The organism is Sulfitobacter sp. F26169L (assembly GCF_026410285.1).
Taxonomy (GTDB): domain Bacteria; phylum Pseudomonadota; class Alphaproteobacteria; order Rhodobacterales; family Rhodobacteraceae; genus Sulfitobacter.
The window spans coordinates 368,304-389,631 of the sequence record NZ_JAPMLP010000001.1 but is presented as its reverse complement, the minus strand read 5'-3'; the positions used below and the strand labels follow the sequence as shown (position 1 = coordinate 389,631).

At 56.1% G+C, this 21,328-nt stretch carries 21 protein-coding genes and 1 tRNA gene; 15 read left to right on the top strand and 7 right to left on the bottom strand.

Annotated elements, in window-relative coordinates:
* Genes OS189_RS01805 through OS189_RS01790 form a run of 4 tightly spaced genes read left to right on the top strand, consistent with a single transcriptional unit; the run spans position 1 to position 4,114 of the window.
* A complete protein-coding gene (locus tag OS189_RS01805; RefSeq protein WP_267165566.1) occupies positions 1-954 on the top strand; it encodes a type II secretion system F family protein in 954 nt (317 codons plus the stop codon).
* Entirely contained in the window at positions 947-1,915 is a 969-nt protein-coding gene (locus OS189_RS01800; protein WP_267165565.1) for a type II secretion system F family protein, read from the top strand. Before OS189_RS01805 ends, OS189_RS01800 begins: the two co-directional genes overlap by 8 nt.
* 8 nt (positions 1,916-1,923) lie before the next feature.
* Positions 1,924-2,355: a TadE/TadG family type IV pilus assembly protein gene (locus OS189_RS01795; RefSeq protein WP_267165564.1), complete on the top strand. Its 432-nt coding sequence runs from the start codon at positions 1,924-1,926 to the stop codon at positions 2,353-2,355.
* Positions 2,336-4,114, top strand: coding sequence for a pilus assembly protein TadG-related protein (locus tag OS189_RS01790; protein WP_267165563.1), 1,779 nt, complete (start codon positions 2,336-2,338; stop codon positions 4,112-4,114). The genes OS189_RS01795 and OS189_RS01790 overlap by 20 nt, the downstream gene beginning before the upstream one ends.
* A 69-nt stretch (positions 4,115-4,183) precedes the next feature.
* On the opposite strand, the gene OS189_RS01785 is transcribed toward OS189_RS01790, so the two are convergent.
* From OS189_RS01785 to OS189_RS01765, 5 genes are all read right to left on the bottom strand, one after another.
* Complete coding sequence (locus tag OS189_RS01785; protein WP_267165562.1) at positions 4,184-4,765, bottom strand: helix-turn-helix transcriptional regulator; 582 nt, start codon at positions 4,763-4,765, stop codon at positions 4,184-4,186.
* A gap of 186 nt (positions 4,766-4,951) precedes the next feature.
* Entirely contained in the window at positions 4,952-5,995 is a 1,044-nt protein-coding gene (locus tag OS189_RS01780; protein ID WP_267165561.1) for a succinylglutamate desuccinylase/aspartoacylase family protein, read from the bottom strand.
* Positions 5,992-6,897, bottom strand: a complete 906-nt coding sequence (gene rimK, locus OS189_RS01775) for a 30S ribosomal protein S6--L-glutamate ligase (RefSeq protein ID WP_267165560.1) — start codon at positions 6,895-6,897, stop codon at positions 5,992-5,994. The genes OS189_RS01780 and rimK overlap by 4 nt, the downstream gene beginning before the upstream one ends.
* Before the next feature lie 5 nt (positions 6,898-6,902).
* Complete coding sequence (locus OS189_RS01770; RefSeq protein ID WP_267165559.1) at positions 6,903-7,379, bottom strand: ATP-dependent zinc protease family protein; 477 nt, start codon at positions 7,377-7,379, stop codon at positions 6,903-6,905.
* Between the two features lie 143 nt (positions 7,380-7,522).
* Positions 7,523-7,606, bottom strand: a tRNA-Leu gene (locus OS189_RS01765).
* Between the two features lie 383 nt (positions 7,607-7,989).
* Here OS189_RS01765 and OS189_RS01760 point away from each other — a divergent pair.
* From OS189_RS01760 to dddP, 6 genes are all read left to right on the top strand, one after another.
* Positions 7,990-8,511 (top strand): Hint domain-containing protein, encoded by a 522-nt coding sequence (locus OS189_RS01760; RefSeq protein ID WP_267165558.1) that lies wholly within the window; start codon positions 7,990-7,992, stop codon positions 8,509-8,511.
* A 270-nt stretch (positions 8,512-8,781) separates the two neighbouring features.
* Entirely contained in the window at positions 8,782-9,120 is a 339-nt protein-coding gene (locus OS189_RS01755; protein WP_267165557.1) for a P-II family nitrogen regulator, read from the top strand.
* 29 nt (positions 9,121-9,149) lie between these two features.
* Positions 9,150-10,559 carry a type I glutamate--ammonia ligase gene (glnA, locus tag OS189_RS01750; protein WP_267165556.1) on the top strand — a complete coding sequence of 470 codons (1,410 nt, stop codon included), beginning with the start codon at positions 9,150-9,152 and terminating at the stop codon, positions 10,557-10,559.
* 175 nt (positions 10,560-10,734) lie between these two features.
* Positions 10,735-11,538, top strand: a complete 804-nt coding sequence (locus tag OS189_RS01745) for a lytic murein transglycosylase (protein ID WP_267165555.1) — start codon at positions 10,735-10,737, stop codon at positions 11,536-11,538.
* A gap of 219 nt (positions 11,539-11,757) precedes the next feature.
* The gene (locus tag OS189_RS01740) at positions 11,758-12,183 is read left to right on the top strand and encodes a glyoxalase superfamily protein (RefSeq protein WP_267165554.1); all 426 of its coding nucleotides are present in this window, start codon (positions 11,758-11,760) and stop codon (positions 12,181-12,183) included.
* 168 nt (positions 12,184-12,351) lie between these two features.
* Positions 12,352-13,692 (top strand): dimethylsulfonioproprionate lyase DddP, encoded by a 1,341-nt coding sequence (gene dddP / locus OS189_RS01735; protein WP_267165553.1) that lies wholly within the window; start codon positions 12,352-12,354, stop codon positions 13,690-13,692.
* A 204-nt stretch (positions 13,693-13,896) separates the two neighbouring features.
* On the opposite strand, the gene OS189_RS01730 is transcribed toward dddP, so the two are convergent.
* Positions 13,897-14,997, bottom strand: a complete 1,101-nt coding sequence (locus OS189_RS01730; protein WP_267165552.1) for a Hint domain-containing protein — start codon at positions 14,995-14,997, stop codon at positions 13,897-13,899.
* Between the two features lie 208 nt (positions 14,998-15,205).
* Positions 15,206-16,360, bottom strand: coding sequence for a trans-sulfuration enzyme family protein (locus OS189_RS01725; protein WP_267165551.1), 1,155 nt, complete (start codon positions 16,358-16,360; stop codon positions 15,206-15,208).
* A gap of 170 nt (positions 16,361-16,530) precedes the next feature.
* Between OS189_RS01725 and OS189_RS01720 the strand changes: the two genes are divergently transcribed.
* The 5 genes from OS189_RS01720 to OS189_RS01700 all read left to right on the top strand — a co-directional run bounded on the left by OS189_RS01720 (position 16,531) and on the right by OS189_RS01700 (position 21,307).
* Entirely contained in the window at positions 16,531-17,748 is a 1,218-nt protein-coding gene (locus OS189_RS01720) for a bifunctional alpha/beta hydrolase/OsmC family protein (protein ID WP_267165550.1), read from the top strand.
* 147 nt (positions 17,749-17,895) lie between these two features.
* Positions 17,896-19,200: an adenylosuccinate lyase gene (gene purB, locus OS189_RS01715; RefSeq protein WP_267165549.1), complete on the top strand. Its 1,305-nt coding sequence runs from the start codon at positions 17,896-17,898 to the stop codon at positions 19,198-19,200.
* Between the two features lie 127 nt (positions 19,201-19,327).
* Positions 19,328-19,483, top strand: coding sequence for a hypothetical protein (locus tag OS189_RS01710; RefSeq protein ID WP_267165548.1), 156 nt, complete (start codon positions 19,328-19,330; stop codon positions 19,481-19,483).
* A gap of 117 nt (positions 19,484-19,600) precedes the next feature.
* Entirely contained in the window at positions 19,601-20,119 is a 519-nt protein-coding gene (locus OS189_RS01705; RefSeq protein ID WP_267165547.1) for a tetratricopeptide repeat protein, read from the top strand.
* A gap of 108 nt (positions 20,120-20,227) precedes the next feature.
* Complete coding sequence (locus OS189_RS01700) at positions 20,228-21,307, top strand: flagellar motor switch protein FliG (protein ID WP_267165546.1); 1,080 nt, start codon at positions 20,228-20,230, stop codon at positions 21,305-21,307.
* Positions 21,308-21,328: the final 21 nt, after the last annotated feature.

The window sequence follows — 21,328 nt, the reverse complement described above, 5'->3', positions numbered from 1 at the left end:
ATGTCGCTGATTACCCTTCTTCTGGCCGCAGGTTTTGTCGTGAATGCTGCATTGTTGTTGTGTGGTTTCATCATCGCAGACCGTCAGCGCCGCCGCCATATTGCACGCTTGAACCGCGGCGCAAGCCAGCAGGAAAAGGCAGCCCCCATCAAGCTGAAAGGCAAAAAGCGCGCAATGACCCGCCCAAGCAACCGTGTCGAACGTTGCGTGGCGTTCATTGAACGGCAGCTTGACCAGACCAGTTTGCGTTTCGGCGTGGGCGAGGTTTTAACCCAGGCGGGAATTGCCCTTTTGGCGGTCTATGCCCTTTTGGTGCTCGTGTTACACATCCATCCATTGCTTGCCCTGCCGGTGAGCGCGATTGCAGTAGCCGGTTCGATCATCAGCATCCTAAACATCGCGCAAAACCGGTACAGGGCCGCCTTTTCAGCCGATCTGCCAGAGGCGCTGGATATTTTTGCGCGAGGTCTGCGCGCGGGCCGTCCCGTAATGGATTCGATGGCAATTGTTGTTGATAATTCCAAAGGCCCCATCCTGCGTGAATTCACCCGCTGCCATGACGAAGTGCGCATGGGCACGTCCCTGCCCGAAAGCCTTGAGCGGCTCAGCGCGCGTTTACCGGTTCCCGAAGTCACATTCTTTGCTGTCTCGACCGCGCTTCAAGCTGAAACAGGCGGTAACCTGATCGAAACTATGGAGAACCTTGCCAACCAGCTGCGCGAACGTCGCAAGCTGCGCAAAAAAGCCCGCGCATTGTCGTCAGAAGCCCGTGCAAGTGCGTTCATTCTGGCATCGCTGCCGTTTGCCGTGACCCTGCTGCTGGCGGTGCTGAACGCTGCGTATCTTGAACCGCTCTATACCGATCCCAGAGGGCAGATCATGTCACTGGGCGCGCTCACCAGTATCGGCGTAGGAATTTTCATTATGATGCGGATGGGAAAGCTTGATGTCTGATGGTCTTTTGCAGGTTTTCTGGCTCGCCTTTGTGGGGATTAGCACAGCAATGCTGGCACTTACCGCTTTGCTGCATTCTGAACGCCAGCGCAGCCAGCGCACCGCGCGTCTGCGCCGCGCCAATGGCAGCACGCAGGCGCGGCGCGGCGCAGGCGTGGCCCCGTCACGCGGTGTAATCTCAAACTTTACCGCCAAGCTACGCCATATTGTTATCACGGTCGGGCAGCGTCTGTCGGTGGTTCTGGGTGGCGAAGCGCGCGAAACAGCGGCCGAGCTTTCCTCGGCCGGATACCGCAGCCGTGATGCGCTGTTGATCTATGCGTTCCTGAAAACGGTCCTGCCGCTGGCCGCGTTGATTGTTGGAACCATCCGCGTTGCTCTCACTACAGCTTTCGGGGTTGATATGGTCATCCTCATGGCGATTGTAATCGCATCAGCACTGGCCCTTTCAAAGGGGGTAGATTATTTTGTCGGGATGCGCCGCAAGCAGCGCTTGGACCGTATCCGCGCCAGTTTTCCCGACATGCTGGAACTGATCGTAATTACCTCCGAAGCGGGGCTTGGCCCGCAGCCCGCGCTGCAACGGGTCGCGCACGAGATGTCCCTTGCGCATCCCGAACTGGCCCGAGAGCTTCTGCAAATGGTGTCGGAGATGTCGATGACCAACGATTTCCGCGGCGCATATGAAAAGCTTAACACCCGCGTCCCGCTGCCTGAAGTTGGCGTATTCACACAAACACTGGACCAGTCTGACCGCTACGGCACCCCGTTTTCGCGCGCCATGCGCACGCTGATTATCGAACAGCGCGGCAATCGTTTGATGGCGATCGAGGAAAAGGCGGCCCGCCTGCCCGTACTTATGACGCTCCCACTGATCTTCTGTATCATGCCTGCGGTCTTTGTGGTGCTTGTCGGACCTGCGGGGCTGAGCGTGTTTGACAACATCATAGCCGGAGGGTGAGACGCGATATGGCTCTTAACCCTCTCAGACACATTGCCAGCTTCCGACGCGGGCAATCCGGCGCGGTCGCGGTTGAATTTGTGCTGATCGCACCTTTGCTATTCGCTCTTGTGTTTGGCATCATTGTGACCGGGTATTTCATCGGCGTCAGCCATTCAGTGGCGCAGCTTGCAAGCGATGCGGCTCGCGCCTCGGTTGCGGGGCTGGACATGCGCGAACGCCGCGAGCTGGCCACGGACTATCTGGCGCAGGCCAGCACGACCTATCCGCTGCTCGTGCAATCTTCTATCACGCCCGAGATTGTCACCAGTTCGTCAAATCCGCCTGCGATGACAGTCAATGTCACCTACACAGTCGACGGAACAATTCTCGATGTAGCGAACAGCCTGTTGCGGATGAACATCGCAGACATCAGGGAAAGTGCATACATTGCCTATTAATCCCAGATATCCCGCGTCCTTTGCGCACGACGAGCGCGGTGCAGTTGCCGTCATCGTGTCGCTTCTGCTGGTCATGCTGATCGGTTTTGTCGCGCTTGGCGTCGACGTGGCCTCACTTTACCGCGAGCGGGCAAAGCTACAGGCAGACAGTGATCTTGCCGCGATGAGCAGTGTTGCAAACATTGCTAACGCCACCACACGCGCGACCGATACGCTGGAACAAAACAACAGGTCCGGTGATACGCTGACCATTTTGCAGACGGGCAGGTTTCTGCGCAATCCCGCCATCGCGCGCGAAGACCGCTTCACTACACTGCCAGCAGGTGATGCGCGCATCAATGCGGTGTCCGTCACGGTAAAAGACACAACACCGCTGCATTTCGCAAAAATCTTTGCCGATCAGGACAGTTTGGGGCTGACGCGCACCTCGACCGCGATTCGCACAGGTGCCGCCAGCTTTTCACTGGACAGCAATGTGCTGCGGCTGGATCGCACCGCGCTCAATGCAGTCTTGTCGGATGTTCTGGGCACACCTGTCATGCTGAGTGTGGGCGAGATCCAGCTTTTGTCGGATATTAATGTCAATATAGGTGATTTGCTGGCAGGCCTGCGCCAGATCACCGGCAACGCCGCTCGCAATCCTGCGGCAATTCTGGACGAGCAAGCAAGCGCGGGGGAAGTTCTGGGCGCGTTGCAAACCCTGCTGCCATCGGGGGCAGCAGGTGTTTTGGGGGCGATCATTCCCGACACAGGAACACCAGACTTGCCCGTCTCGGCAATAATCGGTGGTATTGACAGCGCGCTCGGGCTGACGGCGGTGGAGTTCGCATCTGAAATAGATTTGTCAGCGCTGGATGTGATCAACGCGGTGGCCAGCGCAAACGGATACGACAACCCCGCCAGTCTGGGCCTCAATGTCGCCGTGCCCGGTGTCACCTCGGTGACGACCCGCCTCGCCATGGGCGACCCGCCTGCACATTCGGGCTGGATTGCGATGGGCGAAGAAGATGTGCAATTGCACCGCGCGGCAATAAGGCTCCAAAACGAGATTACGCTTGCACCCGATCTCCTGGGAGATCTTGGGGTTGGTGTATCTGTGACCAGCCTGAACCTGCCGCTTTATTTGGAGGTTGCAGGGGCATCCGCCACTCTGGAAGAAATAAATTGCAACGCCTCAGACCCGACTGCCACCGCTGCGCGGTTCTCGACGCAAAATCCGCGTAACGGAGCCTCGGTTGCGTCCCTTTATCTGGGGAAATTGGACGAGGATACATTCGCCAATGGGCCGATCATGCCCTCAGACCTCGGCTTTGCTGACTTTATGGACATCAGCATACGGATCGAACTGCTGCTAACCGAGATCGTCATACCCGGAATTACTCTACAGGCGCGCTCGAACGTGTCGCTTGGCGCATCGCAGACTGACACGATCAGCTTTACCCACAGCGAGATCGCTGCTGGTCAGACGACAAAACACTTCGGTTCGGGTAATCTGCTGTCCTCTGGTGTTTCTAGCCTGCTGTCTCCGGCCAATACGGAGATTCGCGTGAAACCCGGCCAGGAAGGGCTGATTTCGGCGGTTGCTGCGCCGGTGCTGGGCACCGTGCTGGCCGCCCTTCCCGCTCAACTATTGGCCGCCCTTACCGCGCCTCTGGACGCGGTTCTTGATACCACGCTCGACGGTGTTGGCGTGCGTCTGGGTGAGGGAGAGCTGGCGTTGACCGGCCATCACTGCGAACTTGTCAGGCTGGTACAATGATCGCGCGCATCCATTACACACAAAAAAATCGGGCCGATATCGGCCCGCCTTAACAATGAATGGTATATCTTAGGCTTCCATTTCGGCCTGTTCGCGAAACTTTGCACGACCGGACAGTGGAAGGATGCTGCGAGTTTCAACAGTACCTCTACGCGCCCCCGCCCCGTCATCAATTTCATTCGCCATGGCGCAAACTTCATCTGTTACAAAGGAAATAAGCTGGTATCGCGACCCCAGCCCCGATTTCTGATAAATGCTCCCAAGCTGCGATTTCACAGTCGCAATAGCGCAACCGCGCATCTCTGCAACCTCGCTGTTCGAAAAGCCTTTCGCGACAAAAATCGCGACATCTGCTTCAGCGCGCGACAAACCCCAGTCCGGCGCATAGCGCGCGATCACGCTTTCCTTGGCCGCCGGTGTCCCTTCTCCGGGAGCAAGGCGCTTTTTATGCTGGCCGTCCATGTACGATTTCACTTGGGTAAAGCACAGATACGCCACACCGCTTGTCAGCGCAAAGAACAGCGCAAACAAACCTGATGTGGTGGCAATACCGGCATAGGCCGGATCAAGAATGAAAGTGACCACCAGAGCGGTTTTTAACGCTGCTACACAAAAGACCATGAAAAAGCCGGAAATTGCAAAACGCATCATCTCGAAACCCACCTGTATTAGCCAAACTACAAACTACTATCTTCTTGAAAAATGTGTCGGAAAAATGACTTTGGCACCGATTTTCAAGCAAACTAGCCATTCTTTTTGGTATTGTTGACGAAACGGAGCAGGTTCGCGTTCAGGTAGTGGCGCGGACGGCCCATCGTCAGGCACATAGCTACAGGACTAGATGATTTCGTCTTCGTCAAACAGCGGTGCCTCTTCCAACTGGCTGGCCAGATCGTCAACCGCCGCTTCCGCAGCACCGGATGATTTTACCGCCGCGATGTGAAACAGCGCATCACCTTCATGCACAATCGGCATAACGGCACGCCCGACAATGATGCCGCTGTTGCGGGTGACGACTTCTATTTCCGCATCTCCGAAGGGGTCGGATATCGCAGCGACAATATCCCCCTTTTCAACGACATCCCCTTCCGCCTTGAACAGGCGCAACAATCCGCCCACAGGGGCACGCAACCAATTGCTGTTTGAACACACCAGCGATTTTGCGCGCGGCGCAGCAATTCCGGCAGAGGGGAGCATTCCCTTTTCCTTGATCACCCGCAAAATGCCCGCCAGACCGGCGCGCACCGACATTTCGTCAAAACGCATGCCTTCGCCCGCTTCGTACAGCAGCACATCCACACCGATCTTCTTGGCTTCCTGGCGCAAACTGCCATCGCGCAAGGCACTGGTCAGGATGACGGGCGCACCGAACACATGAGCCAGCCGCATGGTTTCGGTATTATTCGCCGATACGCGGATTTGCGGCAGGTTCATCCGGTGAACCGCAGCCGAGTGCAGATCAATCCCGAGAGAACAAAGCGACACGATATCGTTGAGAAAGATATGCGCCAGCCGCGAGCCGAGCGAGCCGTTGGACGAGCCGGGAAAGCAGCGATTAAGATCGCGACGGTCCGGCAAATAACGAGAATGGTTCAGGAAACCGAAAGTGTTCACAATCGGCACAATGATCAGCGTGCCCTTGAGCGATTTCAGATTTTTGGCACGCAGGAGCCTGCGCACAATCTCGACTCCGATCACCTCGTCACCGTGAATGCCGGCGCTGACAAACATCACCGGCCCGTCCCCGCGCCCGTGGATCACATGCGCAGACAAGGTGACAGGCGTGTGATCAGACAGGGTGCTTACGGGGATATTCACCGTTTTGCGGCTGCCAGCGGGAACCGGTGTTCCCGCAAGCACGAAATCGGGGCGTTTGGTCATCCTTTGCCTTTTGTCTTGGTCGCGTTGGGTTTTGCGTTCTTTTCGATATATTCGATGATCTTGCCCGCGATATCCAGACCGGTTGCTTTTTCAACACCTTCAAGTCCGGGAGAGGAGTTTACCTCCATCACCACAGGACCGTGATTGGCGCGCAGCATGTCCACACCGCACACGTTCAGCCCCATCGCCTTGGCAGAGCGTACAGCGGTCGAGCGTTCCTCGGGTGACAGTTTGATCACCTCGGCGGACCCGCCACGATGCAGGTTCGAACGGAAATCGCCCTCTGCCCCGGTCCGCTTCATCGCCGCAACTACCTTGCCACCGACCACAATCGCGCGGATGTCGGTGCCGCCTGCCTCTTTGATGAATTCCTGCAGCAGGATGTTCACACCGGCACCGCGAAACGCTTCGACAACCGATTTGGCAGATCGCCTTGTATCGGCCAGCACCACCCCGATCCCCTGGGTGCCCTCTAACAACTTGATCACCACAGGCGCACCTCCGGCAAGCTCCAGCACCTCGTCGGTCTGTTTGGGGTCATGGGCAAATGTTGTTACGGGCAAGCCGATACCGTCACGCGCCAACAGCTGCATCGAACGCAGCTTGTCGCGCGACCGCCCGATCGCCACGCTTTCGTTCAGCGGATAGACGCCTTGCATCTCGAACTGGCGCAGCACCGCCATACCGTAAAAAGTAACCGATGCGCCGATGCGCGGAATGATCGCCTCGTACCCCTCCAGCTTTTCGCCGTTGTAATACACTTCGGGTCGGCGCGATGCGATGTTCATGTAGCAACGCAACGTGTTGATGATGTCCAGCCTATGGCCCCGCGCCTCTGCCGCTTCTTTCAGGCGCTTGTGGGTGTATAAATCAGGGTTTCGCGCAAGCATTGCCATTTTCATGGTTTTTATCCTTCAAGATTGGGTTTTGTGCTCACCAGATAGGATTTACCGGGGTGAACCGCGATATTGTGACGGCGCAGCGCGCGCCGCCCCAGAATGAGCGGAAAGCGCATCGTGCCACGGTCGGTCAGGGAAATGTCGATCTTCCATTTCCGCCCTGCCAGTATCATAGGCGTGCGGATCACTATGCGCGTCTGGGGCTGGCCGCTGGTGTTTGTGATGTCACGGTTTGTGAATACCTCAAACTCACAGATGCGCGCGGGGGTGCCCGCAATTCGGGGGCTGCGAAAGCGGACCCATTCGATATCTCCCTTGAAAAAGGTTTCGATGTCATCCGCATGCAAGGCAGTTGTCTTGGCACCGGTATCCACCTTTACCGCGAAATCCTTTAGGCCGAGTTCGGGAAGGCTGATACATTCATGCCACCCGATAACCGTCAGCGCCCCGTCCGTTTTGCCCTGCTTCATCATAAATCTGTCCATGGGAATCAATGCCGTCAGGTATGCGCCACCTGCAATGAAGTTGCCAGCGCCCGAACGGCGTATAGCCTCCAAAGCATCGAATTAAACCGGCGCAATAGATAGACCTATTTGGCGCTTAATCGTTTAACTTCAAGGGGAAAGAGTGGTGCGGGTGAAGGGACTCGAACCCCCACGCCATAGGCGCCAGAACCTAAATCTGGTGCGTCTACCAATTCCGCCACACCCGCATGTCGCCTTACATACTGGGGGCGACAGTGAAGTCAATGGATGTTCCGCCACCCATTTCTGCGCTGCTCAAAAATATGTCGCTAAAGGAGCAGGGTTCAGGGTTATTCCGCGTAGATCAACAAACTTTACCCTTCTGGTGATTTCTGGATCGTCTGATGCGGAGAGAGTACCGTTTTCAGGGATTGCGCAGCTATCCGCAATTCACTGTGAACACCGGACCTGAATAATGCGATAGCAATCAGACGCGATGATGCGCTTGTTAAAATATCAAAGTTTCCGTTAATTATCTGCGCCCTCCCTCAAAAAGGGCAAGACATTAACTTCTTTTTGTCATATTCTAATGAATAACCTGAGGTAGGTTTAGACAAGAAGAGAGACGCCCATGAAACCGAAAACGGTCGGGCGCGTTGGTGGTGTAAATCCACAAACGGGCCAATACGCGCCTTACGCATCCCGTGATACGGGACTGCTGCAAGGCACCATGTTACTGACACTCGAAGGCGAAATGCCTGTCGAATTTTTGACCGTCGGTGATAAAATCATTACACGTGACAGCGGCATCGCGAAGGTGGAACACATCCAGCGCACAACCCGCACCGTGCATACTATTGCACTTGCAGCCGGATCGCTAGGTCATACCCGCCCCGAGCGTGATGCGGTTCTCGCCGGTGATCAGATGTGCCTGATACGCGACTGGCGCGCGCAGGCCATGTTCGGCGCTGACCGCGCTTTGGTGGCCGCACGTACGCTGGTTGATGGCGAATTCATTCGCGATTTGGGTATGCAAGAGCAAACACTGGTTCAGATATTCTGTGACGGGCCGCATATTCTCTATGCAGACGGGCTTGAAGTCAGCACCGCTGACGGCGCGCGCGCGCGCGGACAGGTTTTGCACGCCGCCTGATCCCCCCTCCCCTTGTCTAGACCCAAGGCTCCGAATGTTTTCGGGGCCTTTCTTGCTGTGAGGCAGGCAATCGCCCCCTTCTGTTCGTCCTAACCGGCCGGCAAGAGCACACCGTTTCAATTTCGCCTAATAATTAATCAGTGCGCACAAAAATCATGCAACTAGATGGTTAATTGTCGCCACTCGATCAACCGCAACCCGATCTGACTGGATTTCCTGTTGGCCACAATGACATGTGTTCGATGAAACGAACCACAGGGAGTCACGGCGGTGAAAAAGATCGAAGCGATCATCAAACCATTCAAGCTCGACGAGGTGAAGGAAGCGCTTCAGGATGTCGGAGTTCAGGGCCTCTCTGTCATTGAGGTCAAAGGTTTCGGTCGCCAGAAAGGCCATACGGAACTGTACCGCGGTGCTGAGTATGTTGTTGATTTCCTACCGAAAGTGAAAGTCGAAATCGTACTTGACGATGATCAGGTCGATGCGGCCATAGAAGCTATTGTAAATGCGGCAAAGACCGGAAAAATCGGTGACGGCAAGATTTTCGTTAGCCCTGTAGAACAAACCATTCGCATCCGCACCGGTGAGGCCGGTTCAGACGCTCTTTAAAACCATACGAAATATAAAAGGACATCATCATGAGCAGCAATGCAGACCTGTTGAAACGGATCAAGGACGAAGAAATCGATTACGTCGATATCCGTTTTACAGACACACGCGGCACCGTGCAGCACGTAACCCTTGTCAACGATCTGGTAGACGAGGATTTCCTTGAAGAAGGGTTTATGTTTGACGGATCGTCGATTGCCGGTTGGAAGTCCATTGAATCGTCGGACATGAAGCTGATGCCCGATGTATCCACCGCCTATATCGATCCCTTCTACGCCGAAAAAACGATCTGCATTCACTGCTCGATCGTAGAACCGGACACAAACGAGCCTTATGAGCGGGACCCGCGCGGGACAGCGCAAAAAGCCGAAGCATATCTGAAATCCTCCGGCATCGGTGATGCTGCGTATTTCGGACCTGAAGCCGAGTTCTTTCTGTTCGACAACGTCAAGTTTTCCAATACGATCAACAAGGTGTCTTACGAAGTCGATGCATCGGACGGATCCTGGAACACCGACACGGACTACGAGATGGGCAATATGGGCCACCGTCCCGGCCTTAAAGGCGGGTACTTCCCTGTGAACCCCATTGACGAGGCCCAAGACCTGCGCGGCGAAATGCTCTCGACAATGAAGCGGTTGGGCATGAAAGTGGACAAGCATCACCACGAAGTCGGCTCCTGCCAGCATGAACTGGGCCTGATCTTCGGCTCGCTCACCGAGCAGGCGGACGAGTTGCAGAAGTTTAAATATATCATTCACAATGTGGCCCATGCCTACGGTAAATCTGCCACCTTTATGCCAAAGCCGATTTACGGCGATAACGGCTCGGGGATGCACGTAAACATGTCGATCTGGAAAGATGGCAAGCCGTTGTTTGCGGGTGATAAGTATGCCGATTTGTCGCAAGAGGCGCTGTATTTCATCGGCGGCATCCTGTCCCACGCGAAATCGCTCAACGCGTTTACCAACCCGACTACCAATAGCTACAAACGTTTGGTGCCCGGTTTCGAAGCGCCCGTTCTGCGCGCCTATTCCGCGCGCAACCGTTCGGGCTGTGTGCGTATCCCATGGACGGAAAGCCCGAAAGCCAAACGTGTCGAGGCGCGTTTCCCCGATCCGGCGGCCAACCCCTACCTGTGCTTTGCAGCGCTGTTGATGGCCGGCCTTGACGGGATCAAGAACAAGATCGATCCCGGCGAAGCCATGGACAAGAACCTCTATGATTTGCCAGCCGAAGAACTGGCCGGTATCCCCACCGTTTGCGGCAGCCTGCGCGAAGCGTTGGACGAGCTGGAAAAAGATATGGATTACCTGCTGGCGGGTGATGTGTTCACGCGTGATCAGGTTCAGGGCTATATCACCTTGAAAATGGACGAGGTTCACAAATTCGAGCAGACACCCCACCCTGTAGAATTCGGCATGTATTACAGCTGCTGATCACGGGCAGTTGTAGTTAACAAAGAGGCGCCCTGTCACACGGGGCGCCTTTGCTTTTTTAATGGCCATATCCACAGCCATCTTTTAGCGCGGGCTTGCTCATCAGATGCTATGCTCTTGCAACCGCCCCAAGGTCGTTTAACCTGCGTGCAAACATCACCAGAGGTAGACACCCATGCGTTCGATAAAAACCATTGCGATTTCATTAGCCCTTTCGGCCAGTCTTGCCGCGCCTGCCATTGCCGCCCAATGCGGTAACAACGCGGGCGGTTTTGGCGCATGGAAAAACGCCTTTGCCGCCGAAGCGCAGAAGGCGGGCGTCAAGCAGCGCGGTCTTGAAGCCTTGGCAAATGCCCAATACGCCACAGCGACCATTCAGGCGGATCGGAACCAGAAATCCTTCAAATATTCGCTTGAAAAATTCATGAGCGTGCGGGGCGCAAATACGATCGTTAGTCAGGGCCGCAAACGCAAGGCAAGCAACGCGGGGTTCTACAGCTCGCTAGAGCGTCAATACGGCGTGCCTGCCGGTGTTTTACTGGCAATTCACGGCATGGAAACCGGATTTGGCGGGTTTATGGGCAGTTCCAAAGTGGTCTCCGCGATCACCACTCTGGCCTATGATTGCCGCCGCTCGGCGTTCTTTGTACCCCACGCAATTGGCGCGTTGATGTTGGTGGACCGCGGGTCGATCACCAGCAACACCAAGGGTGCGAAACACGGTGAGTTGGGTCACACCCAGTTCCTGCCGGGCAACGCGTTGCGCTACGGGGTGGACGGCAACGGCGATGGTCGCGTTGATCTGTACAACCTCACCGATGCTATGGCTTCGACCGCCAATTTCCTGCGCAAGAAAGGCTGGAAGCCGGGACAGGGATACCAGCAAGGCCAGCCCAACTTTAACGTGATCAAACAATGGAACGCGGCCACGGTGTATCAGCAGGCCATTGCGATCATGGGCGCAAAGATCGACAGTTAAACCGGTCTGACCGGAACCGGAATACCACAGACCCCGGCCCGATGCGGTCGGGGTCTTGCGTTGCGGGCATCCTCATCCTATTTGCAGATCAAGGGTCAGGCCCCTGCCGTCCGCATTCCGGTGAAGTCCTGTCAATACATTTCCAAGTCCTCAACCACACCGATACGTGGTCCTCAGGCAACGCGGGCACCTTTGACACACGCAATTGGAGTGATGGACATGACACAAATACCTTCCCGCGATGTGCTTAAGGCACAGGCAAAACGCCTGCGCGCGCAAATGCGCACCCATGGCACGGAACTGACCCATGCGGCAGCACTTGAAACAGTTGCCCACCAGTGGGGCGCGCGCGACTGGAATACTCTGGCGGCCAGAGCAGCTACATCAACGCCGCAATGGTATCCCGGCCAGCGGGCAACAGGGCGCTATCTGGGGCATCCGTTTAACGGCGTTATCAAGGCCGCGCGCCTTGCCTCGTCTGGGTTTTGGTCGCTGACGGTGCGTTTCGATAATGCGGTGGATGTGGTTACATCCGCGCACTTCACCTCGCTGCGCCAGCAGATCAGCACCACCGTAAATGCACGTGGTGAATCGCCGCAAAAAACTTCCGACGGGCAACCGCATATGGTGATCCGGCCAGAATAGACACAGTGCGTCCGGCAGCGGCGTCTGTCGGGCGCTATCGCGCTTTGTCCCCCCTCAGCCAGACACCGGTGATGATTAGCGGCAAAATGCGACACCAGATCGTGTCGCATTTTGCAAAGCGGAACTGCGATTTTTCACCACGCTGACGGGGTACGCAGGAGCCAGTGGATGAACCAGCATTATCGCGAAACCCGCAAGATTGATCCGGCACGTGGCGCAACCCTGCCCGACGGCTCGCCCAATGATGCGGATCGCGTCGAAATCGGGCCAACGCAACTGGCCTTTCGCGAGTGGGAGGCGGCAGGACTGGTGCTGCCCGATCTGGGCAAAATGCGCCGCTACCGGTGGGAGAGATTGACGCAGCATATCGTGGATCGCCGCTATGGCGGTTTGCTGATGTTTGATCCGCTCAATATCCGTTACGCAACCGACAGCACCAATATGCAGCTTTGGAACACGCATAATCCGTTTCGGGCGGTGCTGCTGTGCGCCGATGGCTACATGGTCATGTGGGACTATAAAAACTCACCTTTTCTGAGCGAATTCAATCCATTGGTGCGTGAACAACGCTCCGGCGCGGATCTGTTCTATTTTGACCGGGGTGACAAGGTGGGGGTGGCTGCGGATAATTTAGCGGGTGAAATCAGGGATTTGATTATCGCGCATGGTGGCGGCGAAATGCGGCTGGCCGTGGACAAGGTGATGCTGCACGGCCTGCGCGCGCTGGAACGTGCCGGATTTGAGGTGATGGATGGTGAGGAGGTCACCGAGAAATCGCGCAGCATCAAAGGTCCCGATGAAATTTTGGCAATGCGCTGCGCCAGCCATGCCTGCGAAACCTCTGTCCGGCTGATGGAGGAATTTGCCCGCGCAAATGTGCCACTCGGGCAGACCAGCGAAGATGATATCTGGGCAGTGATGCACGCCGAAAATATCCGCCGTGGTGGCGAATGGATCGAGACACGGCTGCTCACCTCCGGTCCGCGCACAAACCCTTGGTTTCAGGAATGCGGCCCGCGCATCACGCAAAACAACGAAATCATCAGCTTTGATACCGACTTGGTCGGCAGCTACGGCATTTGTGTCGATATTTCGCGCAGTTGGTGGATTGGTGATCAGCCGCCCCGCCCCGATATGATTTATGCCATGCAGCACGCGGTCGACCATATCAGGCAGAACATGCAGATGCTGAAACCCGGTGTGATGATCCCCGAACTCTCCGCCAACACCCATGTGCTGGATGCACAGTTTCAGGCGCAGAAATACGGCTGTCTGATGCATGGTGTCGGTCTGTGTGATGAATGGCCCCTTGTTGCCTACCCCGATCACGCGGTTGAGGGGGCATATGACTATCCGCTGCAAGAAGGCATGGTGCTGTGCGTCGAGGCACTGGTCAGCCCCGAAGGTGGTGATTTTTCGATAAAGCTGGAAGATCAGGTATTGATCACCGAAGACGGGTTCGAAAACCTGACAAAATTCCCGTTTGATCCGGCGCTAATGGGAGCCTAGTGTCAGCCTCGTATATCGGATTAGCAGAGTAATTTTTGCGTATTCGCAAAGACCATTTTCGCATGTGTTGTTGCTGGGCGTTTTAAATCTGCAAGAACGCCTTCAAATATCGTCTGTTATATTTTCGCGGCTAACGTTTGCACCAGAACTCCGGACTTGCTCCGCGTTCTGACTTCAATTCCATCGTTGCCATAAATTTTCCGGTTAACAGCCAATTTCAATCGGCTTTTTGTTATTTTCTATCAACCGTCGTGTAAAATTTCGTTGGCGTTTGCTGGATGGAAGGGCGCGCGCACTTTGCATCTCGTGGTTAGCGCAAAGCAGCTCGGGGTATAATCCGATAATCTCGTTCAGAGCCACATCACTTAGACTTCGGCGTGCCTGCGCCCCCAAATACAGAGTTTCCGCAGGTGCGTCATTTGCGAAAACAATTTCGTGCTTGTCGCACATAAAATGCCAATACGTCACAAATCCAAAGTCGGTTACTGTTTCAACGCCAGCCAAGCCAACCAGCTTGTTCGCGGCGATTAATGTTTCACTTTCACCAAACATCCGGCGAGAAACTGCAGAGTTCACCAACATCCTATGCTGACGCGATACCAAAAGCCGCTGACGGGGCATGCCGTTACCCAGCGATCCCTTTTCAAATGAAATAGGCGCGTATGAGGCTACCGCAAGCGAAGTACGCCCACCGATCCAGCGTATTGCCTGTGGGCCATTGTCGACAGTTTCAACCAGATCGCCCGCAGAAAGCTTTTCTACAGCGACGTCACCTTCAGGAGTACGGATCAGCGTTCCTTGCGCGAAACAGACTGCAAAATTGCTTGTCTGACGGGAGCCGGACATGCCCGAATACACATTACCGGCCAAACTGTTCAACGTCAGTGTCCGGATTGCGCCCGCTTCTAGCGCAGTCTGGTCACTATTCGCTGAAAACTCCGGCGCGAGATATGTATTTCCTGCCGTATCCTGGAAAACGACTGCGGAAATGTTGGCGGTACTGCCGTCTGTATAGGTGATGGTTGCATTATATATCGCAGAGCTGTCAAAAGTCTGATTCGGCCCTCCATCAATGCGAAACCTTTCGCTCGAGACTGAATTGTTCTGATCATAGGCAGTGCTGGTGCCGCCGGAATATCCGCCGGTCCCAGGTGAGAACGACCGGACACTTTCCCAAAGGGGATCGAAAAGTGTGCCAAACGTCAGGCCGGTCAAGGCACTGGCATTCTCGGCGGTATTATTACCTTCAGTCGGATCGATGTTTACCTGATTGCCAAGGCTAATAACGTTAAACGTCGTTGGCATTTTCCAAGATCCCCAAAAAGCAGTGCCGCGAATGAACTTTAGTCATGCTCGCACCAAAATTGGTCAAATCTATGTAATTGATAAGACAATGATCGTCGAAAATTTGGCAGATCTGTCCGCAATCGCATCAGGGCTGCGTGATCACACGCGCCCCAGGATGCATTCGGAGGAGATACACGTCCGGTTCGTCGGCGTGTTATCGTGCCTTTTACTGGCCTAGGGCCTGACCGAGATCATCTATCAGATCATCAGCGTTCTCTATCCCGACAGAAAGACGCAACAGACCTTCGGGAATGCCTGTATGCTGCTCGATTGTGTGGCGATGCTCGACAAGGCTTTCCACCCCGCCAAGTGATGTCGCACGGTGAAACAGTTGCAACCGCGCAACCGCGTCCAGCGCGGCCTCGGCTCCACCTTTCACCACAAAAGAAAGCAGCGGCCCGAACCCGCCTTGCATCTGCGCACAGGCAAGGGCGTGTCCCGTGTGATCCGGCAACCCCGGATAGAGGACGGTATCTACGCGGGGATGATCGCGGAGGTATTCGGCCAGTTTTTGGGCATTTGTCGACATCCGCTCCACCCGAAGCGGCAGGGTGCGCATACCGCGTAACAGCAACCATGCCTCGAACGGGCCCAGAACCGCGCCGGCAGTGTCGCGGTCTGTGCGAATTGCCTGCCAAAACGCTGAGTCAGCATTCGCGGATGACAGCGCACCGGCGAGCACATCGGAATGGCCGTTCAACCCCTTGGTGGCGGAATGCATGGCAATATCCGCACCAAATGACAACGCACGCGTCAGAACGGGGGTAGAGGTGGTCATATCCGCAACCAGCAGCCCTCCCGCGCGATGCACAGCATCCGCACATGCGCTGATGTCAACGATGCGCAACCACGGGTTTGACGGCGTTTCAACCCACGCAAGAGCAGGTTTATGCGCCGCGCAAGCCGCGGTGAATGCTTCTGTATCTGCTGCCTCAACCTCCACAAGAGTGATCCCGCGGCGGGTGCAGAAATCACGTATCCACGCGGTAGTGCCCCAATAGATCTGGCTTTGCACCAGCACGCACGCCCCTGCGGGAAGCGCCCGAAACACAGCCGCCACTGCCGCCATGCCGGAGGGGAACACCATCGCTTCGGCTGCGCCTTCCAGTTGGGCAAGCACCTTTTCAACCATCCGGCCATTGGGCGCATGGGAACGGGCATAGATATTGCCATCGACGGCGGGCACATAGGATTCGTCGCGCACAAATGTTGTGGCGGGGTGGATCGGTGGCACAACACCGCCTGTGGCATCATCCAGCATACCCGCTGCCTGTGCTGCGATGGTCGCAGGGTGAAGTTTATCGAGATCGTTGGGGGCCATTGCGCGCACTCCGCTATTGCTGTTCTTTCATCGGGCTTCGCGAAACAGTTACGCTGCGCGCGCATCCGGCGCAAACACTGTGTCACGTCGGTGTGAAGCCGGTGTCACGGTCTTGTACCTGATGCCGTCATACGCCAACTTGGTGCCATACTCTATCATAGGAGAATTTCATGGCTGCCAAGCGTATTACTTTCCCCGGTCACGACGGATCGCAACTTGCCGCGCGTCTTGACCTGCCATCAGGTCCGCATCTTGCGACGGCGATATTTGCCCACTGCTTTACCTGTGGTAAGGATATTCCCGCCGCGCGTCGTATCGCTGCGCGTCTGGCCGCTATGGGCATTGCCGTGCTGCGGTTTGATTTCACAGGCTTGGGCCATTCTGAAGGCGAGTTTTCGAACACTTCGTTTACCAGCAACGTTGATGATCTGGTGGCTGCTGCATCTTGGGCAACGAAAGAGGGTATGCCCCCCAGTATGTTAATCGGCCATTCGCTGGGCGGTGCTGCTGTGATCAAAGCCGCGGGAATGCTCGACGGGATAAAAGCCGTTGTAACCATCGCCGCCCCCTTTGATCCGTCCCATGTGACGCACCACTTTTCAGATGCTTTGCCGGAAATTGAAGAAAAGGGCTCTGCCGAAGTGACGTTAGGCGGCCGGCCCTTTTCCATCGGGAAGTCTTTTATCGAGGATACCGGAAGCGTAGAACTGACGCAGGTGCTCGGGTCGCTGAAAGCTGCCCTTCTTGTAATGCATGCCCCGCTTGACGACACGGTAAGCATCGACAGCGCCACGCAGATTTTTATTGCCAAGAAACATCCGAAAAGTTTCGTATCGCTCGATAGTGCTAACCACTTGATCAGCCGCGCCGAAGATGCGGAATATGCGGCCGAGATAATCGCAGCATGGGCTTCGCGCTATATCAAACGCCCCCTCCCCGCCCCCCCTGCGGGCGCGCCCGAAGGCATAGTGCGTGTGTCAGAAGCCGACCGCAGCGGATATTTGCAAGACATCACATCAGGCAGCCATATCCACCTGCTGGCGGATGAACCGCTGGCCTATGGCGGGACAAACATGGGCATGTCGCCCTACGGGTTTTTGTCCGCCAGCCTTGGTGCTTGTACATCCATGACAATCCGCATGTATGCCCGGCGCAAGGAATGGCCGCTGGAGCATGTGCAGGTAGATGTGAGCCACGACAAGGTGCATGCCCAAGACGCGGCAACAGGGGCAAAGGAAAAAATCGACAGCTTTAAGCGGATTATCACCATCGCCGGTGCCGAACTGACCGCCGAGCAACGCGCGCGACTGCTGGAAATCGCAGATCGATGCCCTGTCCACCGCACGCTTGAACGGACCTCCAAGGTCGAGACAACGCTGGCGGAGTGATGGCGCGGCTGCATTCAAGGGCGGCCGCGGGCCTGCCGCAAAAGGCGCACAAACATTGTGTGCGCCTTGTTCTTCGGCGCGCCACGGTCTATTGCGCCCGTGTCCCTTGAACAGACGTTTCCTGCATAGTCACAAAAAGGTATTGCAATGATCCCCCGCTACTCCCGCCCTGAAATGGTCTCCATCTGGTCACCTGCCACGAAATTCCGCATCTGGTACGAGATCGAGGCGCATGCCTGTGACGCAATGGCCGACATCGGGGTGATCCCGCGCGAAAACGCCGAAGCCGTGTGGAAGGCGAAAGACGTCGAGTTCGATGTGGCGCGCATTGACGAAATCGAAGCGGTGACCAAACATGACGTCATCGCGTTCCTGACCCATCTGGCCGAACATGTGGGCAGTGACGAAGCGCGGTTTGTGCATCAAGGCATGACATCATCGGATGTGTTAGATACGTGTTTCAACGTGCAGCTGACCCGCGCCGCCGACATTCTGATCGCGGATATGGAGCTGCTACTTGCTGCCCTTAAGCGCCGCGCGCTTGAGCATAAAGACACCCTGCGCGTGGGGCGCAGCCATGGCATCCACGCCGAACCCACCACCATGGGCCTGACATTCGCGCGCTTTTACGCCGAAATGGACCGCAACCTGACCCGTCTGAAAACAGCGCGTGCAGAAATCGCCACCGGTGCGATTTCAGGCGCGGTAGGGACGTTTGCCAATATCGACCCTGCTGTAGAAGAACACGTGTGCGAAAAGCTGGGCCTCACGCCCGAACCGATCAGCACCCAGGTGATCCCGCGTGACCGTCACGCCGCGTTCTTTGCCACGCTGGGTGTTATCGCCAGTTCCATTGAAAATGTAGCAACCGAAGTGCGCCACATGCAACGCACCGAAGTGCTGGAAGGAGCGGAGTTTTTCTCGGCCGGGCAGAAGGGTTCGTCGGCGATGCCGCACAAGAAAAACCCCGTGCTGACGGAAAACCTGACGGGTCTTGCACGCATCATCCGCATGGCGGTGATCCCCGCGATGGAAAACGTGACCCTCTGGCACGAGCGCGACATTTCGCACTCCTCGGTTGAGCGGGCGATCGGGCCGGATACCACCATCACCCTCGATTTCGCGCTGCACCGCCTGACCGGCGTTATCGACAATATGCTGATTTACCCTGACAACATGCTGGCCAATATGAACAAATTCAGCGGCCTTGTCATGTCACAGCGTGTATTGCTGGCGCTGACCCAAGCAGGCGTCAGCCGCGAAGACAGCTACAAGCTGGTGCAACGCAACGCGATGAAAGTCTGGGAACATGGTAAGGATTTCAAAACCGAACTGTTGGCGGATGATGAAGTGCGCGCCGCGCTAAGTGCTGACGAGATCGAGGAAAAATTCGATATGGGTTATCACACCAAGCATGTTGACACGATCTTCAAGCGGGTGTTCGGCGACTGATCAAAGCGCTCTGGCCAATTCTCAATAGCTCAACACCAAACGCGGCGAGATTACGTACGGCGCGATTTCTTTTGAAATCGCGCCGATTTGCTTTACCATGCGTAATGTATCAAAAGGAGTGATAGACATGAAAATGAAGATTGCACTTTCTACAATTGCGTTGATCCTGCTGCCGAGCATTAGCTTTGCTGCCGGATGCAGCTACGGCAAACAAGCGATGTCTTGCGCCGAAGGCACTGTTTACGATTCGGCAAGCCACAGCTGTATTGCCGTCTCAGCCTGACAACCGCGACAGTCAAAAAATAATCGTGATGGCCCGTGCGGCGCTATTTTCTTTACCACGCGTCATCACGCGCTAAATTGAGTGCATTGGATACATTATCTTATCGGAGCATTTGTGATGCGTATTTTTCTTGCGGCCGCCCTGTCAATTTTCCTTCCCCTATCGGCCTTCGCCGCAAGTGACGAAACAGCGCCGCCCAAAAAGCCGAAATGTGAAAGCGGCTTTGTTTACGATAAAAAGACCAAATCTTGTGTCAGTTCCAACGGGCACAGCCTGGATACAGATTCCCTATACCAGCAGGTACGTGCGCTGGCCTATGTCGAGCGTTACGAGGATGCCCAAACATTGCTTGCCCAGATGCCCGCGAACGATGATCGCACGCTGACCTATTTGGGATTCACCCATCGGAAAACGGGCAATGTAGCGGCAGCAAACCTCTATTACAGCCGCGCGCTGGCGCAAAATCCGGCTAATATACTTGCACGATCCTACATGGGTCAGGGGCTGGTAGAAGATGGCGATATTTCGGCGGCGCTGAAACAGTTGCGCGCAATCCGGTCCCATGGCGGTACCGGCACTTGGGCCGAAGCTTCCTTGCGTACAGCAATTGCAACGGGGCAGACGTTTAACTGGTAAGCAGAGATGCGGATTATCTGGCAGCCCCGTTTGTCAAAGGCGCTTTAGCATTTTTTCATCATTTCGCGCGATAGGTTGATCATTCCATTTTGTGAAAGATCGGCGCTGATGAATGTAGTATCCACCCTCCCCGCTTCCGGTTCTGCGGCGTCCATGCCGCGCATTGTTCCGCAACCCAACCTGAGCAAGCGCGCAAAAGCAGCCATCGTTGTGCGCCTGCTGATCAACGAGGGGGCGGACATCGCGCTGGAAGATCTGCCGCCCGAGTTGCAGGCCCAGTTGACACAGCAGATGGGCGCAATGCGGGTGGTGGACCGTGTCACGCTTGCCGCCGTTGTCGAAGAGTTCACCGAAGCGCTGGAATCAATTGGCCTGTCGTTTCCGGGCGGAATTGCAGGGGCACTTGACGCGCTTGAGGGGCGGATCGGGCGCGAGACGGCTGCACGACTGCGCAAGGAAGCGGGCGTGCGCGCGGCGGGTGACCCTTGGAAGCGGCTGCGCGCGCTGCCCGCCGATGATCTGGTGAAAATTCTGAAAGCCGAAAGCACCGAAGTTGCCGCTGTTTTACTTTCGAAACTTGATGTGCCTGTTGCAGCCGGCTTGCTGGGCCGCTTGTCAGGCCCGGATGCGCGGCGGATCACCTACGCGATCTCGCTCACCAGTGATGTCACCCCTGACGCTGTTGATCGTATCGGCCTGTCGCTTGCGGCCCAACTGGACGAGCAGAAAGTGCCTGCGTTCATGTCTGGCGCTGTTGAAAGGCTGGGCGCGATCCTCAATTCCTCCTCCACCCCCACGCGCGACGATGTGCTAAGCGGCCTTGACGAAAGTGATCAGGTGCTTGCCAGTGCCGTGCGCAAAGCGATCTTTACCTTTGGCAATATCCCCGAACGTATTTCACCGCGCGATGTTCCCCGCGTACTGCGCGAAGTGGATGCGGCAACCCTGCTGACCGCAATCGCAGGCGCAGAGGCCGCCGGTTTCGCGATGCAGCGGGATTTTATCCTTGAAAACATGTCCGGCCGCATGGCCGACCAACTGCGCGAGGAGATGGCAGAAGCAGGCAAGATCAAACCCGCAGCAGCAGATGAGGCTATGTCGGCCGTGGTTGCTGCAATCCGCGATATGGAAAACCGTGGTGATCTGGTTCTGATCGAAGAGGAAGAAGAGGAGGAGGATAACACCTAAGACCGCCCTTGTTGGAGACCG